This window comes from Microvirga arabica (assembly GCF_016811235.1).
In the GTDB taxonomy this organism is placed as follows: Bacteria; Pseudomonadota; Alphaproteobacteria; order Rhizobiales; family Beijerinckiaceae; genus Microvirga; species Microvirga arabica.
On record NZ_JAFBID010000066.1, the window covers coordinates 16,260 to 36,702 of the forward strand.

General features: G+C 64.6%; 19 protein-coding genes and 1 pseudogene. 8 read left to right on the top strand and 12 right to left on the bottom strand.

Going from position 1 to position 20,443, the window contains the following annotated elements:
* Positions 1-49 precede the first annotated feature (49 nt).
* The 3 genes from mltG (at position 50) to gmk (ending at position 3,032) form a co-directional block, all read left to right on the top strand.
* Positions 50-1,396 carry an endolytic transglycosylase MltG gene (mltG, locus tag JQC81_RS24360; protein ID WP_203274409.1) on the top strand — a complete coding sequence of 449 codons (1,347 nt, stop codon included), beginning with the start codon at positions 50-52 and terminating at the stop codon, positions 1,394-1,396.
* Positions 1,397-1,489: 93 nt separating this feature from the next.
* A complete protein-coding gene (locus JQC81_RS24365; RefSeq protein WP_203274394.1) occupies positions 1,490-2,377 on the top strand; it encodes a YicC/YloC family endoribonuclease in 888 nt (295 codons plus the stop codon).
* 4 nt (positions 2,378-2,381) lie between these two features.
* Complete coding sequence (gene gmk, locus JQC81_RS24370) at positions 2,382-3,032, top strand: guanylate kinase (RefSeq protein WP_203274395.1); 651 nt, start codon at positions 2,382-2,384, stop codon at positions 3,030-3,032.
* 18 nt (positions 3,033-3,050) lie between these two features.
* On the opposite strand, the gene JQC81_RS24375 is transcribed toward gmk, so the two are convergent.
* The 6 genes from JQC81_RS24375 to lptF form a co-directional block, all read right to left on the bottom strand.
* Positions 3,051-4,163, bottom strand: a complete 1,113-nt coding sequence (locus JQC81_RS24375) for a D-alanine--D-alanine ligase family protein (RefSeq protein WP_203274396.1) — start codon at positions 4,161-4,163, stop codon at positions 3,051-3,053.
* Between the two features lie 150 nt (positions 4,164-4,313).
* Entirely contained in the window at positions 4,314-5,165 is an 852-nt protein-coding gene (rsmA, locus tag JQC81_RS24380) for a 16S rRNA (adenine(1518)-N(6)/adenine(1519)-N(6))-dimethyltransferase RsmA (protein WP_203274397.1), read from the bottom strand.
* Complete coding sequence (gene pdxA, locus JQC81_RS24385) at positions 5,162-6,163, bottom strand: 4-hydroxythreonine-4-phosphate dehydrogenase PdxA (RefSeq protein ID WP_210347261.1); 1,002 nt, start codon at positions 6,161-6,163, stop codon at positions 5,162-5,164. The genes rsmA and pdxA overlap by 4 nt, the downstream gene beginning before the upstream one ends.
* A gap of 24 nt (positions 6,164-6,187) precedes the next feature.
* On the bottom strand, positions 6,188-8,719 hold the full coding sequence (locus JQC81_RS24390; protein WP_203274399.1) for an LPS-assembly protein LptD: 2,532 nt from the start codon (positions 8,717-8,719) through the stop codon (positions 6,188-6,190).
* Between the two features lie 36 nt (positions 8,720-8,755).
* Entirely contained in the window at positions 8,756-9,841 is a 1,086-nt protein-coding gene (gene lptG / locus JQC81_RS24395; RefSeq protein WP_203274400.1) for an LPS export ABC transporter permease LptG, read from the bottom strand.
* Positions 9,842-9,843: 2 nt separating this feature from the next.
* A complete protein-coding gene (gene lptF / locus JQC81_RS24400) occupies positions 9,844-11,004 on the bottom strand; it encodes an LPS export ABC transporter permease LptF (protein ID WP_203274401.1) in 1,161 nt (386 codons plus the stop codon).
* A gap of 214 nt (positions 11,005-11,218) precedes the next feature.
* Between lptF and JQC81_RS24405 the strand changes: the two genes are divergently transcribed.
* The 4 genes from JQC81_RS24405 (at position 11,219) to JQC81_RS24420 (ending at position 15,469) form a co-directional block, all read left to right on the top strand.
* Positions 11,219-12,715, top strand: coding sequence for a leucyl aminopeptidase (locus JQC81_RS24405; protein WP_203274410.1), 1,497 nt, complete (start codon positions 11,219-11,221; stop codon positions 12,713-12,715).
* A 118-nt stretch (positions 12,716-12,833) separates the two neighbouring features.
* Complete coding sequence (locus tag JQC81_RS24410) at positions 12,834-13,286, top strand: DNA polymerase III subunit chi (RefSeq protein WP_203274402.1); 453 nt, start codon at positions 12,834-12,836, stop codon at positions 13,284-13,286.
* A 241-nt stretch (positions 13,287-13,527) separates the two neighbouring features.
* On the top strand, positions 13,528-15,072 hold the full coding sequence (locus tag JQC81_RS24415; protein WP_203274403.1) for a S10 family peptidase: 1,545 nt from the start codon (positions 13,528-13,530) through the stop codon (positions 15,070-15,072).
* Positions 15,073-15,085: 13 nt separating this feature from the next.
* On the top strand, positions 15,086-15,469 hold the full coding sequence (locus JQC81_RS24420; protein WP_203274404.1) for a hypothetical protein: 384 nt from the start codon (positions 15,086-15,088) through the stop codon (positions 15,467-15,469).
* 113 nt (positions 15,470-15,582) lie between these two features.
* Here the strand turns inward: JQC81_RS24420 and JQC81_RS33430 are convergent, their stop codons facing one another.
* The 6 genes and pseudogenes from JQC81_RS33430 to JQC81_RS24440 form a co-directional block, all read right to left on the bottom strand.
* Complete coding sequence (locus tag JQC81_RS33430; RefSeq protein WP_246520640.1) at positions 15,583-15,822, bottom strand: hypothetical protein; 240 nt, start codon at positions 15,820-15,822, stop codon at positions 15,583-15,585.
* A 102-nt stretch (positions 15,823-15,924) separates the two neighbouring features.
* Positions 15,925-16,113 (bottom strand): annotated as a pseudogene (locus JQC81_RS33435) (calcium-binding protein); the annotation flags it as partial.
* A complete protein-coding gene (locus tag JQC81_RS34480; RefSeq protein WP_376772448.1) occupies positions 16,068-16,208 on the bottom strand; it encodes a hypothetical protein in 141 nt (46 codons plus the stop codon). The gene JQC81_RS34480 and the pseudogene JQC81_RS33435, both read right to left, overlap by 46 nt.
* A gap of 388 nt (positions 16,209-16,596) precedes the next feature.
* The gene (locus JQC81_RS24430; RefSeq protein ID WP_203274405.1) at positions 16,597-17,004 is read right to left on the bottom strand and encodes a hypothetical protein; all 408 of its coding nucleotides are present in this window, start codon (positions 17,002-17,004) and stop codon (positions 16,597-16,599) included.
* Between the two features lie 87 nt (positions 17,005-17,091).
* Entirely contained in the window at positions 17,092-17,229 is a 138-nt protein-coding gene (locus tag JQC81_RS24435; protein WP_203274406.1) for a hypothetical protein, read from the bottom strand.
* Between the two features lie 364 nt (positions 17,230-17,593).
* Positions 17,594-19,471, bottom strand: a complete 1,878-nt coding sequence (locus tag JQC81_RS24440; protein ID WP_203274407.1) for an ABC-F family ATP-binding cassette domain-containing protein — start codon at positions 19,469-19,471, stop codon at positions 17,594-17,596.
* A gap of 192 nt (positions 19,472-19,663) precedes the next feature.
* Between JQC81_RS24440 and JQC81_RS24445 the strand changes: the two genes are divergently transcribed.
* Entirely contained in the window at positions 19,664-20,350 is a 687-nt protein-coding gene (locus JQC81_RS24445; RefSeq protein ID WP_203274408.1) for a Crp/Fnr family transcriptional regulator, read from the top strand.
* Positions 20,351-20,443: the final 93 nt, after the last annotated feature.

Genomic DNA, 20,443 nt, shown 5'->3' on the forward strand with positions numbered 1-20,443 from the left:
GTGTCGGCGGACCGGCAGGACCGCCGGCCGATACCAGAAAAGCGGCGTGATGTTCGGACGAAAGAAAAAGATCCTTCTTGCTCCCGTGGACGACTCCGACAACGGATCGTCACAGCCCCGCCTGTCGCCCCGATCCCCGAGCGAAGCCATCAAACCCTCGATGGCTCCCCCGCCGCCGCCCAAGCTCCGCCGCCGCCGCAGGGGCATGCTGTCCCTGCTCAGCGGATTGCTGACCCTGCTGGTCGCTGTGGCGATTGCCGGCATCTTCGGCTTTTCCATGCTGCAGCAGGAGGTGACCGCCGACGGGCCGCTGCAGAGCGACAAGGTCGTGGTGATCCCCCGCAATACCGGCACCGGCGAGATCGCCCAGATCCTCAAGCAGGAAGGCGTGATCGAGCAGCCCCTGCTGTTCCAGGCCTATGCTTACATGAACCGCCAGCGCGGGCAGCTCAAGGCCGGCGAGTTCCAGTTCAAAGCCGGCACGAGCGTCGAGGAGGCCATCGACACCCTGATCCAGGGCCGGGCGATCCTGCACACCGTCTCGGTTCCGGAGGGACTCACCAGTGAGCAGGTTCTGGCTCGTCTCTACGAGCACGAGATCCTCACCGGCGACGTGACCGAGACGCCCCGCGAAGGCTCGCTTCTGCCCGATACCTACAAGTTCGAGCGCGGCACCACGCGCCAGCAGATCATCAACACCATGCAGGCGGCTCAGCGGCAGGCGATCGAGCAGATCTGGCAGCGCCGCTCGCCCGAACTGCCGATCAAGTCGCCGCAGGAGCTCGTGATCCTCGCCTCCATCGTGGAGAAAGAGACCGGCCGGGCCGACGAGCGCACGCGGGTGGCCGGCGTCTTCATCAACCGCCTCATGAAGCGCATGAGGCTCCAGTCCGACCCTACCATCGTCTACGGGCTCGTGGGCGGAAAGGGTACGCTCGGCCGCGGCATCCTGCGCAGCGAGATCGAGGCGGCCACGCCCTACAACACCTATGTGATCGAAGGACTGCCTCCCGGTCCCATCGCCAATCCAGGGCGGGCGGCGCTCGAGGCGGTGGCCAACCCGTCCCGCACGAAGGATCTGTACTTCGTGGCCGACGGCTCCGGCGGCCATGCCTTCGCCGAAACCTATGAGCAGCACCAGCGCAACGTGGCCCGCTGGCGGCAGATCGAAAAGAGCCGTCCGGCGCCTGAGACGAACGATGTGGACCGCGTGGCACCCGAAGGCGAACAAACCAGCGTGACACCCGGCCTGCGCGGCGCCGCGAATGCTCAGCCGGCCGGCGGGCGTCCCGGACGGGGCTTCGATGCCAGCGAGGGAACCGAAAAGGATCCACTCAAGAACAAGAGCTTCGACCTGACCAAACCGAAGAACGTCCCGGCTCTTCAACAGCCGTGAGCGGCCAGGGTAGAACCCCGATCCTTGCAATCGACTCTTCCGTCGGCGCGCATTATGGTCGCGCCGATTTTCATTCCGTTCGAGGTTTCACGCATGTCCATTGCGAGCATGACCGGCTTTGCCCGCGAGGCCGGTGTCACCGGCGCCTACCAATGGGCGTGGGAACTCAAGACCGTGAACGGCCGTGGGCTTGAGGTGCGGGTGCGAACACCTTCGGGCCTCGATGCCATGGGCGAGGAGGCCCGCGGGCAGATTCTCAAGGCGCTCACCCGGGGCCAAGGCCAGCTCAATCTGTCCTTGAGCAAGGCTTCGTCCGCCCCGAAGCTGCGCGTCAACCAAGACGTCTTGCAGTCGCTCCTCTCAGCCCTCACTGGCCTATCGCTCCCGGAGAACGTGAAGCCCGCCTCCCTCGACGGTCTTCTCGCCGTACGCGGCGTGGTGGAGCTCGACGACGACGCCGACGATCCGGGGCAGAATGAAGAGCTTGCTGCTGCGTTGAGAGCCGGTGTCGGAACGCTGATCGAAGCGCTCAAGGCAGCCCGCCTGAAAGAAGGGCAGGCGCTGTCTGCCGTCCTCAGGCAGCAGCTCGATCTGATCTCACGGCTTGTCGATGAGGCCGAGACCTCGCCCGCCCGCCAGCCGGAGGCGATCCGCGCGCGGCTGGAAGCACAGATTGCGGAGCTGTTCGAGGGCAAGCATGCCCTCGACCCGGCACGCCTTCATCAGGAGGCGGTGCTGATCGCCGCCCGCGCGGACATCCGCGAGGAGCTTGATCGCCTGCGCGCCCACGTGGATGCCGCCCGCGGCCTGTTGCAGGAAGGCGGACCAGTGGGACGGCGCCTCGATTTCCTGGCGCAGGAATTCGGCCGGGAGGCGAATACCCTGTGTGCGAAAGCCAATGATGTCTCCCTGTCGCGGATCGGACTTGAATTGAAGGCCGTGATCGAGCAATTCCGCGAGCAGGTTCAGAACGTGGAGTGATGCGGTGAGCCAAGATCCGAAGTCTCCGGTCGGCCGTCGCGGCCTGATCCTCATCCTGTCGTCGCCATCCGGCGCCGGCAAAACCACGCTTACCCGCAGCCTCGTGGAAGAGCGGGCCGGTGCCCTGTCGATTTCCGTCACCACACGCCCCAAGCGCCCCTCTGAAATCGAAGGCAGGCACTATCACTTCATCGACGTGGAGGAGTTCAAGGCGATGCGCGATCGCGATGAGCTCCTGGAATGGGCCGAGGTGCACGGCAACTTCTACGGAACGCCGCGCAAGCCCGTGGAGAAGACGCTGGCCGCCGGCCAGGACATGGTCTTCGACATCGACTACCAGGGCACCCGCCAGGTGCGGCAGAAGCTGCCCGACGATGTCGTCACGGTCTTCGTCCTGCCTCCGAGCTTCAAGGAGCTGAAGGCACGTCTCGAGCGCCGGGCAGAGGATGCGCCCGAGGTCATCGCAAAGCGTCTCGCCAATGCCCGCGTCGAGATGGAGCGCTGGGTCGAGTACGATTACGTGATCGTCAACGAGGACCTCGGCAAGTCCTTCGAGAGCCTGAAGGCAATCCAGGCCGCGGAGCGTCTCAAGCGCGATCGCCTCGTCGGCCTCTCCGACTTCGTCGAAGGGCTTCTCGCCGAGAAGCTCGACTAGATCGACGGTTGGTTCCGGTCAGACGAGCGCCAGCTGGTTCCGGCGCTCGTGACGGGCGATGGCATGCCCGATCAGCACCTCCATCAGCTCGCTCTGCGGCAGGCCTCCGGCCTCCCAGAGCTTCGGGTACATGCTGATTGCGGTGAAGCCTGGAAGCGTGTTCACCTCGTTGACGAACGGGCTGGTTTCGTTTGTCGGATCGACGAAGAAGTCGACGCGGGCCAAGCCTTCGCAGCCGAGCACCCTGAAAGTTTCGACCGCAAGCTCCTGGATACGACCTGCTTGGTCGGAAGTGAGTTCGGCCGGAATGCGCAGGAGGGCGCCGTCCGCGTCGATGTATTTGGCGTCGTAGCTGTAGAAGCCGTGGCTGCCGGCCGGCACGATCTCGCCAAGCGGGGAAGCCTTGATCTCGCCGGCGGCGTTCTCCAGCACCGAGCATTCGATCTCCCGCGCTCCCGTCACGCTGCGCTCGACGAGCACCTTGCCGTCATAGCGGAAGGCCTTTTCACAGGCTTTGTCGAATTCCTCAGGCGACGACGCGCGGGACACGCCGACCGACGAGCCCATGTTGGCAGGCTTCACGAAAAGATCCGATGTGCCGAGAGCATCCACGGCGGCCCGGTAGTCGACGCGGGTGCGGGGCGTGAGGGTCAGGAAGGGTACGACAGGCAGACCGCTGTCGCGCAGCAGCCGCTTGGCCACGTCCTTGTCCATGCCGGCGGCGGAGCCCATCACGCCGGAGCCGACATAAGGAACGTTGGCGAGTTCGAGGAAGCCCTGGACCGTTCCGTCCTCACCGTTCGGGCCGTGGAGCACCGGCACGACCGCGTCGAGGTAAAGCGTGGTGGAGCCTGCATCGCCGTTCAGGACCATCATCTCGCCCGCGCCGCCGGGCAGCAGGGCGACCTGGGGTGCACCCTCGGGGATCTCCAGGGATGTCGCCCCGCGGCCGCCGCCATTGCCGCTGTCGCAGAGAAGCCAGCGTCCATCGCGGCCGATGCCGATCGGGATGATGTCGTAGCGGTCCGGATCGAGGGCGCGCAGCACATTGGCGGCTGAGAGCTTGGAGACCTCGTGCTCCGCAGAGCGCCCCCCGAACAGAAGCCCGATCCTCTTGCGCGGCTGCGACATGCCCGCTTCCTCCTTTGCGGCGGCCCAAGGCCGTCCATACGAACCGATCATGGGAGAGGCGCAGTTAAGGTCCCATGAAAGACCTCCGCGGCCCCCGTCGAGCGGCTGCATATAGGGGGCATCGAAGGCGGGGCGAGCGTCGGAGCCGCTTTAAGCCCGCGAGCCGTCCAGGGCATTGGCCAGCGCCACATACCCTTCCACTGGGATGTTCTCCGCCCGGATCGTCTCCTCCAGCCCAGCCGCCTGGATGATCTCGGACGGATCGGGCGTGACGGATTTCAGGCTCTGGCGCAGCATCTTGCGGCGCTGCCCGAAGGCGGCCCGCGTGACGGTTTCCAGCGCTTCAAGACGGCAGGGCAAAGGATTCGCCCGAGGGGTGAGGTGGACGACGCTGGACGTGATCTTCGGCGGCGGCACGAAGGCCGAGGGCGGCACGTCGAAGAGAATGCGCGACTCCGCGCGCCAACCGCAGAGGACGCCCAGGCGGCCGTAGTTCTTCGGGTCGCTCTCGTCGGCCACGATGCGCTCGGCGACCTCGCGCTGGAACATGAGAGTGAGGGAGGCCCACCAGGGCGGCCAGACCTCAGTCGTGAGCCACCCGGTCAGGAGAGCCGTGCCGACATTATAGGGCAGGTTGGCGATGATCCGGACGAGCCCATCGCCGACGAGCGGGCGCGGGTCGAACTCCAGGGCATCGGCTTCGACCACCTCCAGTCGGCCCGGATAGCGCTCGGCGATCTCGGCCAGCGCCGGCAGGCAGCGGGTGTCGCGCTCGATGGCGATCACCTTCCTGGCGCCGGCTGCGAGGATCGCCCGGGTCAGGCCGCCAGGGCCGGGGCCGACCTCGATGACGGTCGCCTCCTCCAGCGGCCCGGCGGAGCGGGCGATGCGGCTGGTGAGGTTGAGGTCGAACAGGAAGTTCTGGCCCAGCGACTTCTTGGCCATGAGGCCATGGGTGCGGACCACCTCGCGCAGAGGGGGAAGGTCGTCGATCTGGCTCATGCAGCCCCCAGGCGGGCCGCAAGCTTGATGGCGGCGATGAGGCTGTCGGGTCGGGCGATGCCCTTGCCTGCAATGTCGAAGGCGGTGCCGTGATCCGGAGAGGTGCGCACGAAGGGAAGCCCGAGGGTCACGTTGACCGCCTCGTCAAAGGCAATAGTCTTGATCGGAATGAGGGCTTGGTCGTGATACATGGCGAGCGCCGCATCGTAGCGGCTGCGGGCGCGGGCATGGAACATGGTGTCCGCGGGCAGGGGGCCTGCCGCCTCAATGCCCTCCTGGCGCAGCATGTCGATGGCCGGAGCGATGATACTCCCGTCCTCCGTTCCCATCGCTCCGTTCTCGCCGGCGTGAGGGTTGAGGCCGGCCAATGCCAGCCTCGGATTTGCGATGCCGAACCGCTCCCGCAGCTCCCGTGCCACGATCCGCCCGGTCAGCACGATCAGATCCGTGGTGAGGGCGGAGGGCACGTCCGCAAGAGGGATGTGCACGGTCACCGGCACCACTGCCAGCTGCTCGCTCCAGAGCATCATCACCGGATGATAAGTCTGATCCCTGCCGTCGGAGGCGAGGGCGGCGAGAAACTCCGTATGGCCCGGATGCCGAAACCCGGCCTCGTAGAGGACATGTTTGGCGATGGGGTTGGTGACGAGCGCCGAAGCGGCTCCCTTCTGGACTAGCCTTACGGCCGTCTCGATGGACTCGACGACCGATGCCGCAGCGCCTGCATCGGGACGCCCCGGTTGCGCCGAGACCGAAACGCTCAAGGGGAGGACCGGCAGAGCCTTTGGGAAGGTATCAGGAATCTGCGCCGTCTCGACGGCCATGACCGGAATGTCCCAGCCCTGGCTCTGCGCAACGCGTTCGAGGAATGCGGGGTCGCTCAAGATCGCGAAGGGGGGCAGGGCCCGTTCTTTCCGCAGCATCCAGGCCCGCAGAGCCAGTTCCGGCCCGATCCCGGCAGGGTCACCCTGCGTCAGCAGGAGTGAGGGCTGGTTCAAGGCTGGCACCGGTGTCGTTCACCATCACTCATCGGCGGAACCGCTGAGTCTCTGCGTATAGCCCACCTCGCCGAGGGAGCGGAGCTCAAGGCTGAAGGCAACTGTATGGTTCTGTTCCTTCTCGCCCGACGTCAGGGTGATGTCGCGCGGGGTGATGCTGTAGCTCACCGAGAAGGTCGTACACTCGTCGATGTAGCCCAGCCCCAGAGACATGCCGGCCACATAAGCGACGTTCTCGCGTTGGGAGATCGCGGCTCCCGGAGCGGCGATCGGAACAGCACTCATCTGGCGCGCTACGAGATAGCGGTCCAGGTCGAGGAGAACCGAGCCCGTGACGAACCAGTTCGGCGTCATGTCCCAACGGGCGGAAGCCAGCAGGCCCTCGCGGCGGGTTGGGAAGCCGATGGCAGGCTGAGCCTCGTACCGGGCATAGGTCAGCGAGGTCGAGACCGGCAGATAGGGATTGAAGTTCGCCCGGATGCCGGCCTCGAACCGGTTCAGGCTGAAATCTTCCTGATCGAAGCGTCCGCGCGTCACAAAAGCGAAATTGGCATTCGGCGAGATCTGGAAGCGGCCCACATAATCCGACGCCCGGGACTCAAGGCCTGAATCGAGACCCACATTGGCCAGATCGCCTTGCCGGAACGAGTTGCGTCCCGCGATCTGGTAGGACTGGCCGAACAGCACGTTGGCGTAGAAGTCGTCCGCCCCCGTGACCGTGTACTGCAGGCCGACATTGGCGCGCACGCCGCCCTCGACACGATCATAACCGGAGAACTTGTCCCAATCGAAGAGCGACGTGTCGTCGAAGACGAGGCTCTGGGCATCCTCGTTCGGAAGGTTGCCGATCCGGGTCTCGTTCGGGCGCGCGATGATCTGGGCGATGGGCTCCAGGATCTGCTGGCCCGAGGTACCGAGGCTGGCGACGAAGGGATAGCGGTATTCGAGCCCGATCGCCGGGGTGGCGCGGAAGAGATAGTCGTCATCCCCGTCGATGAAGTTGGCAAGCTGCGGGTTCTGGTAACCGTTGAAGTCGGGAGCGATCCAGAAATTGTCGGCCCGCAGATAGGCGAACGGGGTCCAGACCTGGCCGATCGGGTCGATGAACTCGCGCCGCCAGGATGCCGTGACCGAAGCTCTGGACGTCGAGCCGCTGATGCCGCGAACGAGGCACTCGGCAGAATTGAATCCGTCGTCGCGGCAGGTTCGAGCAATGCCGAAATAGGCCGTATTCTCAGGAAAAAGCGGATCGAACTGGGCAGCCTCGCGGGACAGGCTGGTGACGTTCACGTCGATGGCGAACTCGCCGCCGATCGTCGGGGGCGTGAAGCGCTTGTTGTAGTCGATCACCGGAGCCACGACCGGCTGCTGCTTCTGCCAATCGTAGGTGGACAGGGTCTTGAAGTAATAGCCCCGCGCATCGAAGAACGAGCGATCTCCCTGACCCTGGAGATAGACGGTCGAGATCGATTCCTTGACGTAATAGCTGCTCAGGCTCTCGCTGCGGATGCGGTAGTTCGTGAGGAACCACTTGTCGGACACGAGGGCGATGTCCCAGCCCCAGCGCCAGTTCTGGTTGATGAAGAACTCGCCCGATGTCTCCAGCGAGCCACGGAAATCGCGATCTCCGGCTCCGAACGGAGAGGGGAGAAAGGCCTCCGGGTCCAGCTGGTTGATGCCGGCCGCGCGAATGTTGTAGGCGCCTGTCTCCAGGCGATGACGCCACTCGACCTGCCCGAGAACGCCCTGGCGGCTCAGGATGGTCGGGCTGATCGTCAGGTCGTAGTTGGGGGCGATGGCCCAGAAGAACGGGATCGAGCCGCCGTAGCCTAGGGTGTTCGAGTAGACGTAACGCGGCGCCAGGAAGCCCGTCTTGCGCCTGACGGTCGGATCCGGCGTCCAGAAGTAGGGCAGGTAGGCGACTGGGATGCCGAGGAGCTCGAGGGTGGCATCCTCGTAATAGATCGTCCGCTCGCTGTTGTTGTGGATGATCTTCGCGGCCTTCACCTGCCAGAGCGGGGGGCGTTCCGGGTTGTCCTTGCACGGTTCGCAGGCCGTATAGGTGCCGCGCTCAAAGGTCGTGGTCTCGCCCTCGGCCCGCTCGGCCCGCGGAGCGGAGAACCGGGTGGTGAGGGGACGGCCCTGTTCCACGGTGGTCTGCACCACCCTCAGGGAATCGATAAAACCGCTCTTGAAGTCGTCGGTGAGTTCGAATCTGTCACCCGTTGCGACGGTCCCGTTGGCCTCCGTCAGGCGGGCATTGCCCTCGGCAAAGACGCGGCCGGTGTTCCGGTCGTAGGTGACACGGTCGGCCTGGAGCGTCCGGCCCTGATAGTTCATCTGCACGTCGCCGGAGGCGGCAATCGTGTTCCGGTCGTTGTCGTAGACGATTTCCCTGGCGTCCACGAGGAGGCGGTCGTTTCCGGATCCCGATTGGGCGCGGGCGCCGATGGCCTCATTGAGCGTGGCTTGGGCAAGCGCAGGCATTGACCCAGCGGCATATACCAGTGCCGCTGCGACCGCAGACGTTGCGATCGTTGTCTTAAGCCGCCGCATCCCCACTCCTTCGCAATACTTCTTCTTCGAGAACGGTCAGCCGTCCTCTTGGTACAATAAGGCCAAGGTCCCTAAAAGACTGCCTACTACAGCAGGAAACCAGGCCGCAACCAATGAACTGATGATTCCGGAGGCTCCAAGCTCCGCCATAAGCTCAGTGGCGACATAAAGCATGAACCCGGCGGCGACGCCACCCAGAACCATCATGGCTACACCGCCAAATCGAAAGAATCTTAACGAGACCGATGCGGCAACGAAGACCATGGCGATGAAGAGCAGGGGGCGGGCCAGAAGCAGGTCGTAATGGAGCTGGTAGGTGGTGGCGTTGATATCCGCCTGCTCCAATCGGTCGATCGTCGCCTTCAGATCCCAGAACGGCACCGCATCGGGGTCGATGAAGCTCTGTCGAACCTCCGAGGGTTGCAGGCTCGAGGCGATCAGGTAGCGGTCGTGGGATCGGGGCTCCTCGGTTGCGGACAGGACCCTGGCGTCCTTCAGTTCCCAGAAGCCCTCGTGCAGATTCGCTTGCCGGGACTCGACCCGATGGCTGAATGTGCCGTCATGGTCGAAGGCATAGACCGTGACGTCATAAAGAGTTGCAGCATCCGTCGCCGAGCCGTTCGCGCGGAAGATGGCCTGCCCGTCCAGGCTCCTCTGGCGAAGCCAGATCGGCTTTTCCCGGGTCTGGACGTTCCTGGAGAAGATGCTCGTCTCCAGAGCGGAGGCGCGCTGCTTGAGGACGGCGGAGAGAGGGTTGTAGACGGTGACGGACAGCACGCCGATCAGCACCGCGATGAGGAGCCCCGGCTGAAGGAACTGCCAGGCGGAGATTCCCGCGGCCCGCGCCACCACCAGCTCGAGCTTGCGGCTGAGCTGCAGGAGAGCCGCCATGCTGCCGAATAGGACGGCAAAGGGCATCACCTGCTCGGCGATGGCCGGGGTGCGGAACAGGGCCAGTTGCGCAATGACGGCCGTCGTCGCGCTCGGCGCGTCGCCGGCCCGGCGCATAAGCTCCACGAAGTCCAGGGTATAGACGAGGGTGAAGACCGTCGCGAAGACCAGGAAAATAGTCCTGAGAAACTGCCGTGAGAAATAGAAACCAAGGGTCCGGCCGATCAGCATGGTCAGGCTTTCTGGATCGCGGGAGCGCGCGTCGGCAGAAGATTGTTGAAGGCCCTCAGGAACTTGGCCTGAGCCGATCGCATGGCAGGACCTTGCAGGATCAGCAGCAGGCTGATCAGGGTGCTGGCCAGCGGCACGGCATAGATTGCGACGACCGCGGCCGAGGTCCGTGCGACGCCGCTCGAAGCGGCAAAGCCGAGGATTCGCATCAGCACGATCGCCACCACCGCGCTGGCGATTGCCACGCCACGCCCCTGGCGCGTCGTGCGGGGTTCGCCGAGAGCCGCGAAGGCAATCATCATCATGGCGAGAGGGTAGAGCCAGGAGGACAGGCGCTCATGAAGTTCGGCCCGGAAGCGCCCCGATTGTTTCTGGTAGATAGGTTCGCTCTTGTCGGGGAACAGGAGCTGGAGGGTGCTGCGCTCCCGCGGCTTGTAGATGACCTCTCCGCCTTCCTTGTTGAAGGCCGACAGGTCGACCGCATAGCGCTCGAAGGCGACGATGGAGGAATCGCGGCTGTTCGGCTCCTTGCGCTGAACGCTTCCCTTCTGGAGCACGAGATAGGACGTTCCGTTCTGCTCGGCGGTCTGGCCCCGCTCTGCCAGATACACGATGGCTTTGTCCTTCTCCCGAAGGTCTTCCATGAAGATCCCGAGCAGGGAATCGCCCTGGCGTTCCCGGTAATGGAAGGTGATGCCGTTATCCAGGCTGATGAACTGGCCCTCCTTGGCCATGGTGCCCACGAAGTCGGCGCGGATCTTCGTGAACAGCTGGCGCATCTCCTGGAAGCTTGCGGGCATGATGTGGATCGAGATGATGCCCACAGCCAGGCAGACGAAGGCCGCCAGTGCCAGGAAGGGCCGCAGCAGCCGCCCTGGCGGCATGCCCCCGGCGCTCATGACAATCAGTTCGGAATCCCCGTTCAGCTTGTTCAGGGTGTAGATGGTGGCCAGAAACAGAGCGACCGGCGCGATGACGCTGATCAGGGCCGGCAGCGAGAGCCCGGTCACGGTCAGGAAGATCAGAAGCGTCTGGCCCTTGCCGGTCAGCAGGTCGAGTTCCCGCAGGGCCTGCGTGATCCAGATCACGCCCGTGAGGACGACCAGGCACGCGGCGAAGGCGCTGAATGTGATTTTCAGGATGTAGCGTTCGAGAAGTGTCATAAGGCCCTTCGCCCCCGGGCGGTTGCGCCCTGGGTATCGTGTCGGACTGTCTCAGGCAAGACGGCCGTTTTCAACAGCCTGAGATTGCGCCGATTTCACGGCAGCTTCCCCCTGATCCCAGCTGCAATATGATATATGTCCCAACCGTCACCACCGCGCATCAGCGTCGCAGCCGGCCCCAAGACCGGACATGCACCAGAACAAAGAGGATTTCATGGCCGACAGCTTCAAGATCGACTTCCAAGCCCACGGCAAAGTCGAATCCGGCGATCTCATCGTCTTCGTCGGAGAAAATCTCAAGCCCTCCGCCGCCGTGGCCAAGCAGCTCGGGTCGAAGGCCGTCGATCTGATCGCCAAAGCTGCCGCTGCGGAAAGCTTCAAGGGCAAAGCCAAGTCCGCCATGTCGATTGTGGTTCCCTCAGGCCTCTCCGTTGATCGGCTGATTGTGATCGGCGTCGGCGGCGAGAAGGACCGGAACGATGTCGACTTCGTCCAGATGGGTGGCCTGATTGCCGGCAAGGTGAACGGAAAGCTCGCGACGGTGGTCCTGGACCTGCCCGACATCGAGGTCACGCCGGAGGCCGTGGCCGACACCGCGGTCGGCGTTGGCCTTCGCCGCTACAGCTTCGACCGCTACAAGACCAAGAAGAAGGACGAGGACAACGGGAAGGCCGGCGGACGGCTTGTCTTCAGCGTCGCCGACCCGGCTGCGGTCAAGAAGGCCTACAAGACCCGCGAGGGAATCCAGCAGGGCGTCATCATCGCCCGCGACCTCGTCAACGAGCCGCCGAACGTGCTGGGACCGCAGGAATTCGCCGCCCGCGCCCAGGCCCTGACCAAGCTTGGCGTCGAGGTGGAGATCCTCGACGACAAGGCCATGAGGAAGCTCGGCATGGGGGCGCTGCTCGGCGTGGCTCAGGGTTCCGTGCGCGGCGGCCGGGTCGCCATCATGCGCTGGAACGGCGGCAAGGCGAACGACAAGCCCATCGCCTTCGTGGGCAAAGGCGTCGTTTTCGACACCGGCGGCATCTCGATCAAGCCGGGCGCCGGCATGGAGGACATGAAGGGCGACATGGCGGGCGCCGCCTGCGTGGTCGGGCTCATGCACGCGCTTGCAAGCCGCAAGGCCAAGGCCAACGTGGTAGGCGCCATCGGCCTTGTGGAGAACATGCCCGACGGCAATGCCCAGCGGCCCGGCGACATCGTCACCACCATGTCGGGCCAAACCATCGAGATCATCAACACGGATGCCGAGGGCCGTCTCGTTCTGGCTGACGTGCTCTGGTACGTGCAGGACCGCTTCAAGCCGAAGTTCATGATCGACCTCGCAACGCTCACGGGTGCGATCATGGTGGCTCTGGCCCAGGAATATGCCGGCCTGTTCTCGAACAACGACGAACTGGCCGAGCGCCTGACCGTGGCCGGCAAGGCCACGGGCGAGCGGGTCTGGCGCATGCCGCTGGGCCCGGAATTCGACAAGATGATCGAATCCAAGTTCGCCGATATGAAGAACTCGGCCGGACGCTTCGGCGGGTCGAGCACGGCGGCGGCGCTTCTGCAGCGCTTCGTCAACGACGTGCCCTGGGCCCATCTCGACATCGCCGGCACGGCCATGGGCTCGCCGGCAACCGAGATCAACAAGGGTTGGAGCTCCGGCTGGGGCGTGCGCCTCCTCGACCGTCTCGTCCGTGATCATTACGAGGCCCGGTAATCCTACATAACGTCATCCCGGGGCTGCGCAGCAGGACCCGGGATCGCTTGACGAGAATGACGCTTGATCCTGTCATCCCGGATCTGCGCCTCGCTCCGTCCGGGATGACAGGAGTATTATGACCGAGGTCCTTTTCTACCATCTCCAGCATCAGCCGCTCGAGGCCGTGCTGCCCACGCTCCTGCAGAAGACGCTGGAGCGCGGGTGGCGCGCAGTAATTCAGGTGACGACGGAGGAGCGCATGTCCGCCCTCGACGATCACCTGTGGACCTTCACCGACGAGAGTTTCCTGCCGCACGGTACGGACCGGGAGGCCCACGCAGCGGACCAGCCGATCCTCATCACCCTGTCAGGCGACAATCCCAACGGCGCCTCCATCCGCTTCCTTGTGGAAGGCGCCAGCCTACCGGAGAATATGGCCGCCTACCAGCGCCTGGCAATCCTGTTCGACGGCAACGACATCCAGGCGCTCGCCTTCGCCCGCGACCAGTGGCGGGCCGTGAAGGAGGGCGGCCACGACGCAACCTATTGGCAGCAGGACGAGAGCGGCCGCTGGCAGCGGAAGGCGTGAGTTTCTAAAAGATTAATCCTGAAGCTCTCATCCTGAGGAGGTGGCGTCAGTGACCGTCTTGAAGGATCAGGGAGTCTCCGGTGCGTTCTGGAAGCTCCTTCGAGACGGATTGCTCACGCAATCCTCCTCAGGATGAGGTTTGGGGCTGATCTGCAAGCTGGGAACACGAACTCTTCATCGCCCCGGCGCTTGCCGCCGGGGGCGGGGTCTCCAGTTTCAGGACGGCCACAAGGATGTTCCGATGACCGTCAACATGCGCCTCACCCTGTACGCCGCCCTGTTTCTCTCGCTGGCTCTTCCCCTGGGCGTCGGAGCCCAGGAACAGCAGCCGCAAGGACAGCCGCAGGAGCAGCGCAGGCCCCGGCCGGAGGCCAGGGATGCGCAGGCGCTGCCGCCGGAATCGCTGACGCGGCATACGCTTCAGCTGCCGGGGCGCACTCTGTCCTTTACGGCAACTGCTGGGCATCTGACCCTGGCCGATCCGCAGGGTGCGCCGCAGGCGGAGATCGGGTTTGTCGCCTACACCCGGGACGATGCGGATCCGGCACAGAGGCCCGTGACCTTCGCGGTGAATGGCGGCCCGGGCGCGTCCTCGGCCTATCTGCATCTCCTCGCTGTCGGGCCGTGGCTCCTGCCGCTGGATGGCCCGACGATCAGCCCCTCGGCTCCCCCGGCGCTCGTGCCCAATGCCGAGACCTGGCTCGACTTCACCGATCTCGTTTTCATCGATCCGCCGGGAACCGGCTACAGCCGGGTGGTCGGCGGCGATCCTGTGCGGGAGCGCTTCTATTCTGTTCAAGGTGACATCGATGGGCTTGCAGCCTTCGTGATGCGCTGGCTCAAGGAGAAGAACCGGCTCGTGTCGCCGAAATTCTTTGCCGGCGAAAGCTACGGCGGCTTCCGTGGTCCGCTGCTGGCCCAGAAGCTCCAGAGCGATCAGGGCATCGGGTTCAGTGGCCTGGTTCTCGTCTCGCCTGTTCTCGACTTCGACTGGCTCGACCAGGGCGCCGGTGCGCCCTGGACCAGCGCGGCGCTCCTGCCGTCGCTGGCGGCGGCAAACCTTTCGCGGAACGGTTCCGTGTCACGCGAAGCGCTGAAGGATGCGGAGGCCTATGCGTCCGGCGAGTATCTTGTCGATCTCATGCGCGGTCTCCAGGACAAGGAGGCGGTGGAGCGTGTCAGCCGGCGCGTCGCCGAACTGAGCGGGCTCAGCCCCGAGGTCTCGCGGCGTCTGGCAGGCCGCATCGACATGCGAGCGGCTCAGCGGGAACTGCGGCGCGGCTCGTCCGAGATCGTCAGCGCCTACGACACCAATGTGGCGATCGCAGACCCGAACCCTAACGCCCAGGTCTCCCGATTCGAGGATCCGGTGCTCGACGGCATGACGGCACCGTTGTCGAGTGCGATCATTCATCACCTGGCGCACACCCTGAACTACAAGGCGGAGGGGCGCTACAGCCTGCTCAATGGTTCCGTCAACGGCGCATGGCGCTGGGGCGGCGGGCGCAGCGGCCCTGAAAACCTGGAGGAACTGCGGCAGGCCCTGGCGCTCGACGGCAAGCTGCGCGTGCTCGTCACCCACGGCTTCACAGATCTCGTGACGCCATATTTCGCGTCCCAACTGCTCCTGAACCAGCTGCCCGATCTCGGCCCCCAGAAGCGCGTAGGCCTGACGGTTTACGAAGGCGGTCACATGTTCTATTCGCGGCAGGCGTCGCGGCAGGCCTTCAAGGCCGATGTGCAGCGGCTCGTTGACGAGGCCCTGCAGGCGAGGGCGGCCGATTAGGGGGATTGGTGGAATGCGTAAAAGAGTTCTGTCGAGTGTCGCCTTTGTGGCGCTGGGTCTGGCAGCGTGCGGCAGCACGCGCAGTGCGCCGCCATCTGCGGCCGCTCCCGTGGCCGCCGCGCCTGCGCCCTCGGCTGCGTTGGGTCCCGTGATCGACGGCCCCGTCCTCGGTCCGGACGGCCGCTGCACCGGCACGCCTGCGGGCACGGCGACGGCCATCGAACCCGGCATTGCGGAATGCGATCTCGTACGCCTGAAGGGCAAGCCCGCCACCGACGTGCTCGTGGGCGAGAGCGGCAAGGGCCAGCGCGAGGTGCAGGTGCTCTATTCAGAACCCGGCGGCCGCGAGCTGTATTTCTTCGTCAACAACAGGCTCGACCGTGTGGTGAAACCTTAAGGTCTGTTTCCTCAGCCTGAGCCCTTCCGGTTCAACGTTTCTGAGCCTGTAAACAAAAATGGCCGCAACGAGTGCGGCCATTTTTGTTGATGAGCAATGCGGTCTCAGATGATTTAGTCGAACCTCATGTCGGATGCGAGGCCGGCATTCTTGAGCACGACGCCTGTTTCGAAATAGCCGTCCGCATTGAGGTCGGAGATCAGGAAGCCCTTGTCAGTGTCGGGATTGAACAGGAACACGTGCCTGACGTTCGTATCGCGATACAGGAAGTCGGCGTCGGAAGCCGCCGTTGCGATGGAAAGCGCGTCCGTCTCGACCTCGCGGTAGTTCCGTGACGTTCCCCTGATGGTCATGTCGATGGAATCGAAGGACCGGTTCCAGTCGGTGATCGTGTCGGCTGTTCTCGTCGTGATGCAGGAATCGCCTCTCTTGAAGACGAACTCGTCTTCTCCCGTTCCGCCGATCAGCGTGTCGCGTCCTGTGCCACCGGACAGAAGATCGTCGCCCGTGCCGCCGGAGAGGTAATCGAGCCCGGAACCGCCATAGAGGTCGTCGAAGTCTGCGCTGCCGAAAAGGTCGTCGTCGCCGGCGCCGCCGATCAGGTAGTCGTCCCCAAAGCCGCCGTAGATCCTATCGTGGCCCAGTCGCCATAAATGTCGTCGTCCCCATCCCAGCCGTCGATCACATCGTTGCCGCTATAGCCGTAGATGATGTCCGAGGTGTCGAAACCATCGATAATGTCGTCGAAGTCATCCCGTAGATGGTCGCCATCGTTGTCTCCGCAGTCTACTGTTGCCGGGCTGCTTTGGTTGCGAGACCTGTCGAAGGTTCAGGCCCGAGTTGTGCCACAGGGCGGTTAACCTCTCGTGACTGCATCATCGGACAGGATGGCTGAATGGTGGCAAGGCGGCCCGTTCATCGACCGTATAGCTGCCGGTCCGCCGCGAAGTGAGATCAGGATTAACAATTGATGAAGAACGGGTCTCGGCGCAAGGCATGTGGTGCGGCCCGCCCCGTCATTCCCTGCTGCGCGGAGCACACCGCCTCAATCGGCGAAAAGGCGAGCGTACAGGTCGTACGCTCGCCTCCTCGGTTCCTCAGCCAGATATCGACTGCCCGCCTCCGGATCAGTAAACCTCATAGGATCTGTAGGGCTCTTCGTATCCATCGTCGAAGTCCCGATACCCGCGATCATACTCGCGGAAGGATCTGCGATAGCCGTCATCGTATCGCCTCGGCCGCTCCTCGTACCGTCTCGGCCCCCTATCGTATCCGCGGGTGACATAGGCGCAGCGCTTGGCAATGCCCGGAGCGGGATCGCCGAATACCCTGTTGGAGCACGGGACACCGCCCTCTCGGACGTAAACCTCGACGCTGCGACCGGGAATGCCGTAGATCACGCGGGTCCCATAGGGAACGCGGCAGAACCCGTTCTCCCGGGCGCAAGGCACCAACCCTTGCGCCTGTGCCCCCGACGGTGCCGCGACGATGGCGCTGCCGATGAGCAAAGCGGTGGCCAAAACTGCACGAAACATGTCCGTTCTCCATTCCAGGTGTATCAACATACGCCTTTCATGATGAACGCGGCAGTAATGGCGCGTGTTCACGACCGAGGTGGCTGCTTACCGCCACACGCCTGGGGACGCTGCCAGGGGATAAGCGTCATTGGCGCTCGCGACCGGCTGCGGCCTGATCATTACGAGCGGCAGGACGGCGTGGGAGAACAGCTTCGTGGTGCAGTAAGTCAGGACTTGAGCCATCAAAGCCTCCATCGAGGAAAGCCGGACGCTAGCCTCGGATGGAACAGCCCGCTGTGCTCCCCCGCACCTGGCTTACGAAGCGGCCTGCCGCGTCAGATCGGCAGAATGCGTCCGATGCAGACGAAGCCTCCATCTGGATTGGGCCTGAGCTGTGTTGTCGTTCACGGCCGCTGCAGATCCAGCGGTCAGATGGGCCATGGGCATGAGGCCCCCGGTAAAGGCCCGGTCGGTACAGGCGGAAATCAGGATTCGCATGGTCAGCCTCCCCCAAAGGCTAGGATCAGCTTACGCCCACGTTTCGATTTCGGGTGCACTCCGAGGAGGTAGCCTCGCTGCCCCGGGGGAGTAGGGGCCGGTGCTGCTTCTAGGCGCCGGCCTCTTCGATCTCGCTGCTCAGGGCCAGCCACTCTTCTTCAACGGTCTCAAGGGTGGACGCGGCTTCCGCGCGCATTCTGGACAGTTCGGAGGCCTTTGCCGGATCCTTCTGGAAGGCGGTGCCGTCGGCAAGAGCCGCATCGACCTTGCCGATGACATCCGTAAGCTTCGCCATCCGGCTCTCGAGCGCCTCAAGCTTCTTGCGCAGGGGGGCAAGCGCCGCGCGGCGCTCGGCAGCAGCCCGGCGCTCGTCGGTCTTGGAGGCGGTGGGAGCCTGCGGCCGGTTGGAGCGCTTCTGCGGATCGAGTTCTCCCGAGAGGACCAGCTGGCGGTAATCGTCCATATCGCCGTCAAACGGCTTCACGCTGCCGTTGCCGACGATCCAGAGCCGGTCGGCGCAGGCCTCGATCAGGAAGCGGTCGTGGCTGACCAGGATCACCGCGCCCGTATAATCGTTGATCGCCTCCATCAGGGCCGTGCGGCTGTCGATGTCGAGGTGGTTCGTCGGCTCGTCGAGGATGAGCAGGTGAGGACCGTTGAAGGCGGCAAGCCCCATGAGCAGGCGCGCCTTCTCGCCGCCGGACAACGCCGAAACCGGCGTGTCGGCCTTGGCGCCCGGAAAGCCGATTTGCGCCGTGCGGGCGCGAATCCTGGCGACGGGCGTATCCGGCATGCGCTCGGCCACATGGTCGTAGGCTGTCGCCTTCGGGTTCAGTTCGTCGAGCTGGTGCTGGGCGAAATAGGCGACATCCATCCGGGTGGGCGTGCGCATCTCGCCCTTCATGGGCGCAAGCCTGCCGCCGATGAGCTTGCAGAAGGTGGACTTGCCGTTGCCGTTGGAGCCGAGGAGCGCGATCCGGTCGTCTGGAGAGATCGTCAGGTTGAGGCGGTCGAGGACGATGCGCTCGCCATAGCCCACGGCACCGCTCTCCACGGTGATCAGCGGCGGGGCGGCAGGGCGCTCAGGACCCGGGAGGTTGAAGGGCAGCACGTCGTCTTCCACAATGGTGGTGATGGCCTCCATCTTCTCCAGCCGCTTGACGCGGGACTGCGCCTGGCGAGCCTTCGAGGCCTTGGCCTTGAAGCGGTCGACGAAGGCCTGCAGGTGCTTGCGCTCGGCCTCCTGCTTGGCGGCCGCCTTTGCGGTGAGCTCGCGCTTTTCGGCGTATTGTTTGGCAAAGGATGTGTACCCGCCGCGATAGATCGCGAGCTTGCCCCGATCGAGATGGAGGATGTGGTTGACGCAGGTGTCGAGCAGTTCGCGGTCGTGGCTGATGACCAGCACGGTATGGGGGTAGCGCCCGAGATAATCGTAGAGCCAGAGGGTGCCCTCCAGGTCGAGATAGTTGGTCGGCTCATCGAGGAGCAGCAGGTCGGGCTCGGTGAAGAGCACGGCGGCCAAGGCCACACGCATGCGCCAGCCGCCGGAAAAGTCCGAGCAGGGCCGGTTCTGCGCCTCGGCATCGAAGCCAAGACCGTGGAGGATGGCGGCGGCGCGGGCAGGGGCCGAGTGCGCGCCGATATCGGTGAGCCGCATCTCGATCTCGGCACGGCGAATGCCGTCAGCCGTTTCTGCCTCGGCGAGAAGGGCGGCACGCTCCTTGTCGGCTGCCAGCACCACCTCGATCAGGGTCTCGGGGCCGCCCGGCGCTTCCTGGGCGACGGCACCGATCTTCATGCCGCGGGGAAGGGTGACGCTGCCGCTCTCCGTGGCAAGCTCCCCCTGGATGATCTTGAACAGGGTGGTCTTGCCCGCGCCATTGCGCCCGACGAGGCCCACCTTCGCACCGTCAGGCAGGTTGAAGGAGGCGTGGTCGAGAATCAGCCGGTCGCCGATGCGGTAGGTCAGGTCGTTGACGTGAAGCATGCCGCCTTTTGGCTCGGGAAGGCGGCTGTGGCAAGGTGTTTGGGCGGAGGAGTAGCCTGCTGCTGCCTGTGCGATAAGCCGGAATCGCTAGTGACAGGATCCACAAGGCTTGACAAAGGGATACGGCACCTCTTCCGTACCGAAAGTGCGGGATCTATGGTATAGCCAAGATATCGTGCAGGGAGGACACCGATGGGTCGGCTCACCGGGATCAAGTTATTCAAGGGGCTGGAGATCGACCTCGCGCCTTTCGAGACGCGGGCCAATTGGCGCCGCTTCGACCCCGAGGAGGTTCTGGTCGACTTCGACGAGCCCTCGACGGACGTCTATTTCCTTCTCTCCGGTGAGGTGCGGGTCCTCATGCGCACTGCCTCCGGCAAGGAGGTCATCCTCCACGAGATGAAGCCGGGCGATCTGTTCGGCGAATTGGCTGCTCTCGACGGCGTGCCGCGCTCCGCCAACGTCACGGCGCTCACCCGGGGCGAGGCCTGCGTGATGCCGGCCTCCGTCTTCAAGGAGATGCTCTTCTCTTATCAGCCCGTCGCCGAGCGCCTGTTCTGCCTCATGGCCTCCCGCATCCGCGAGCTGAATGCCCGCTTCATGGAGCAGACGGTGCTGGATCTGCGGCACCGGCTCTATTCGGAGCTCCTGCGGCTGTCGACGCCGCGGCAGGACAAGTCGGGCGAGCGGGTGATCACGCCGCCACCCTTCCACCATATCGTGGCTGCCCGCATCGGCTGCCGCCGCGAGCAGATCACCCGCGAGTTCACCATGCTGTCCCAGGAGGGTCTGATCGAGCGCACCAGGGGCGCCCTGATCCTGCGCCAGCCGGACGTGCTCAAGGCCCGGGTCGCCGAGGCCTTCCGGACCGATCATTAAGCGGCTACTGCTCCACGCTTGCCCTCGGTGAGCGCAAGCGCCGTGGCGGACAGCATCACGGCCATTCCGACGGCTTCCGGCCAGCCGAAGGCC

Excerpts from the sequence above, each read along its gene's own strand:
- mltG (WP_203274409.1), top strand. The coding sequence starts at position 50 with ATGTTCGGACGAAAGAAAAAGATCCTTCTTGCTCCCGTGGACGACTCC.
- JQC81_RS33430 (WP_246520640.1), bottom strand. The coding sequence starts at position 15,822 with ATGACCATCAGGGGAACGTCACGGAACTACCGCGAGGTCGAGACGGAC.
- JQC81_RS24390 (WP_203274399.1), bottom strand. The coding sequence starts at position 8,719 with ATGCGGCGGCTTAAGACAACGATCGCAACGTCTGCGGTCGCAGCGGCA.
- JQC81_RS24430 (WP_203274405.1), bottom strand. The coding sequence starts at position 17,004 with ATGTTTCGTGCAGTTTTGGCCACCGCTTTGCTCATCGGCAGCGCCATC.
- JQC81_RS24420 (WP_203274404.1), top strand. The coding sequence starts at position 15,086 with ATGCGTAAAAGAGTTCTGTCGAGTGTCGCCTTTGTGGCGCTGGGTCTG.
- JQC81_RS24435 (WP_203274406.1), bottom strand. The coding sequence starts at position 17,229 with ATGGCTCAAGTCCTGACTTACTGCACCACGAAGCTGTTCTCCCACGCC.
- JQC81_RS24365 (WP_203274394.1), top strand. The coding sequence starts at position 1,490 with ATGTCCATTGCGAGCATGACCGGCTTTGCCCGCGAGGCCGGTGTCACC.
- JQC81_RS24440 (WP_203274407.1), bottom strand. The coding sequence starts at position 19,471 with ATGCTTCACGTCAACGACCTGACCTACCGCATCGGCGACCGGCTGATT.
- JQC81_RS24415 (WP_203274403.1), top strand. The coding sequence starts at position 13,528 with ATGACCGTCAACATGCGCCTCACCCTGTACGCCGCCCTGTTTCTCTCG.
- rsmA (WP_203274397.1), bottom strand. The coding sequence starts at position 5,165 with ATGAGCCAGATCGACGACCTTCCCCCTCTGCGCGAGGTGGTCCGCACC.
- JQC81_RS24405 (WP_203274410.1), top strand. The coding sequence starts at position 11,219 with ATGGCCGACAGCTTCAAGATCGACTTCCAAGCCCACGGCAAAGTCGAA.
- lptG (WP_203274400.1), bottom strand. The coding sequence starts at position 9,841 with ATGCTGATCGGCCGGACCCTTGGTTTCTATTTCTCACGGCAGTTTCTC.
- JQC81_RS24410 (WP_203274402.1), top strand. The coding sequence starts at position 12,834 with ATGACCGAGGTCCTTTTCTACCATCTCCAGCATCAGCCGCTCGAGGCC.
- JQC81_RS24445 (WP_203274408.1), top strand. The coding sequence starts at position 19,664 with ATGGGTCGGCTCACCGGGATCAAGTTATTCAAGGGGCTGGAGATCGAC.
- lptF (WP_203274401.1), bottom strand. The coding sequence starts at position 11,004 with ATGACACTTCTCGAACGCTACATCCTGAAAATCACATTCAGCGCCTTC.
- JQC81_RS24375 (WP_203274396.1), bottom strand. The coding sequence starts at position 4,163 with ATGTCGCAGCCGCGCAAGAGGATCGGGCTTCTGTTCGGGGGGCGCTCT.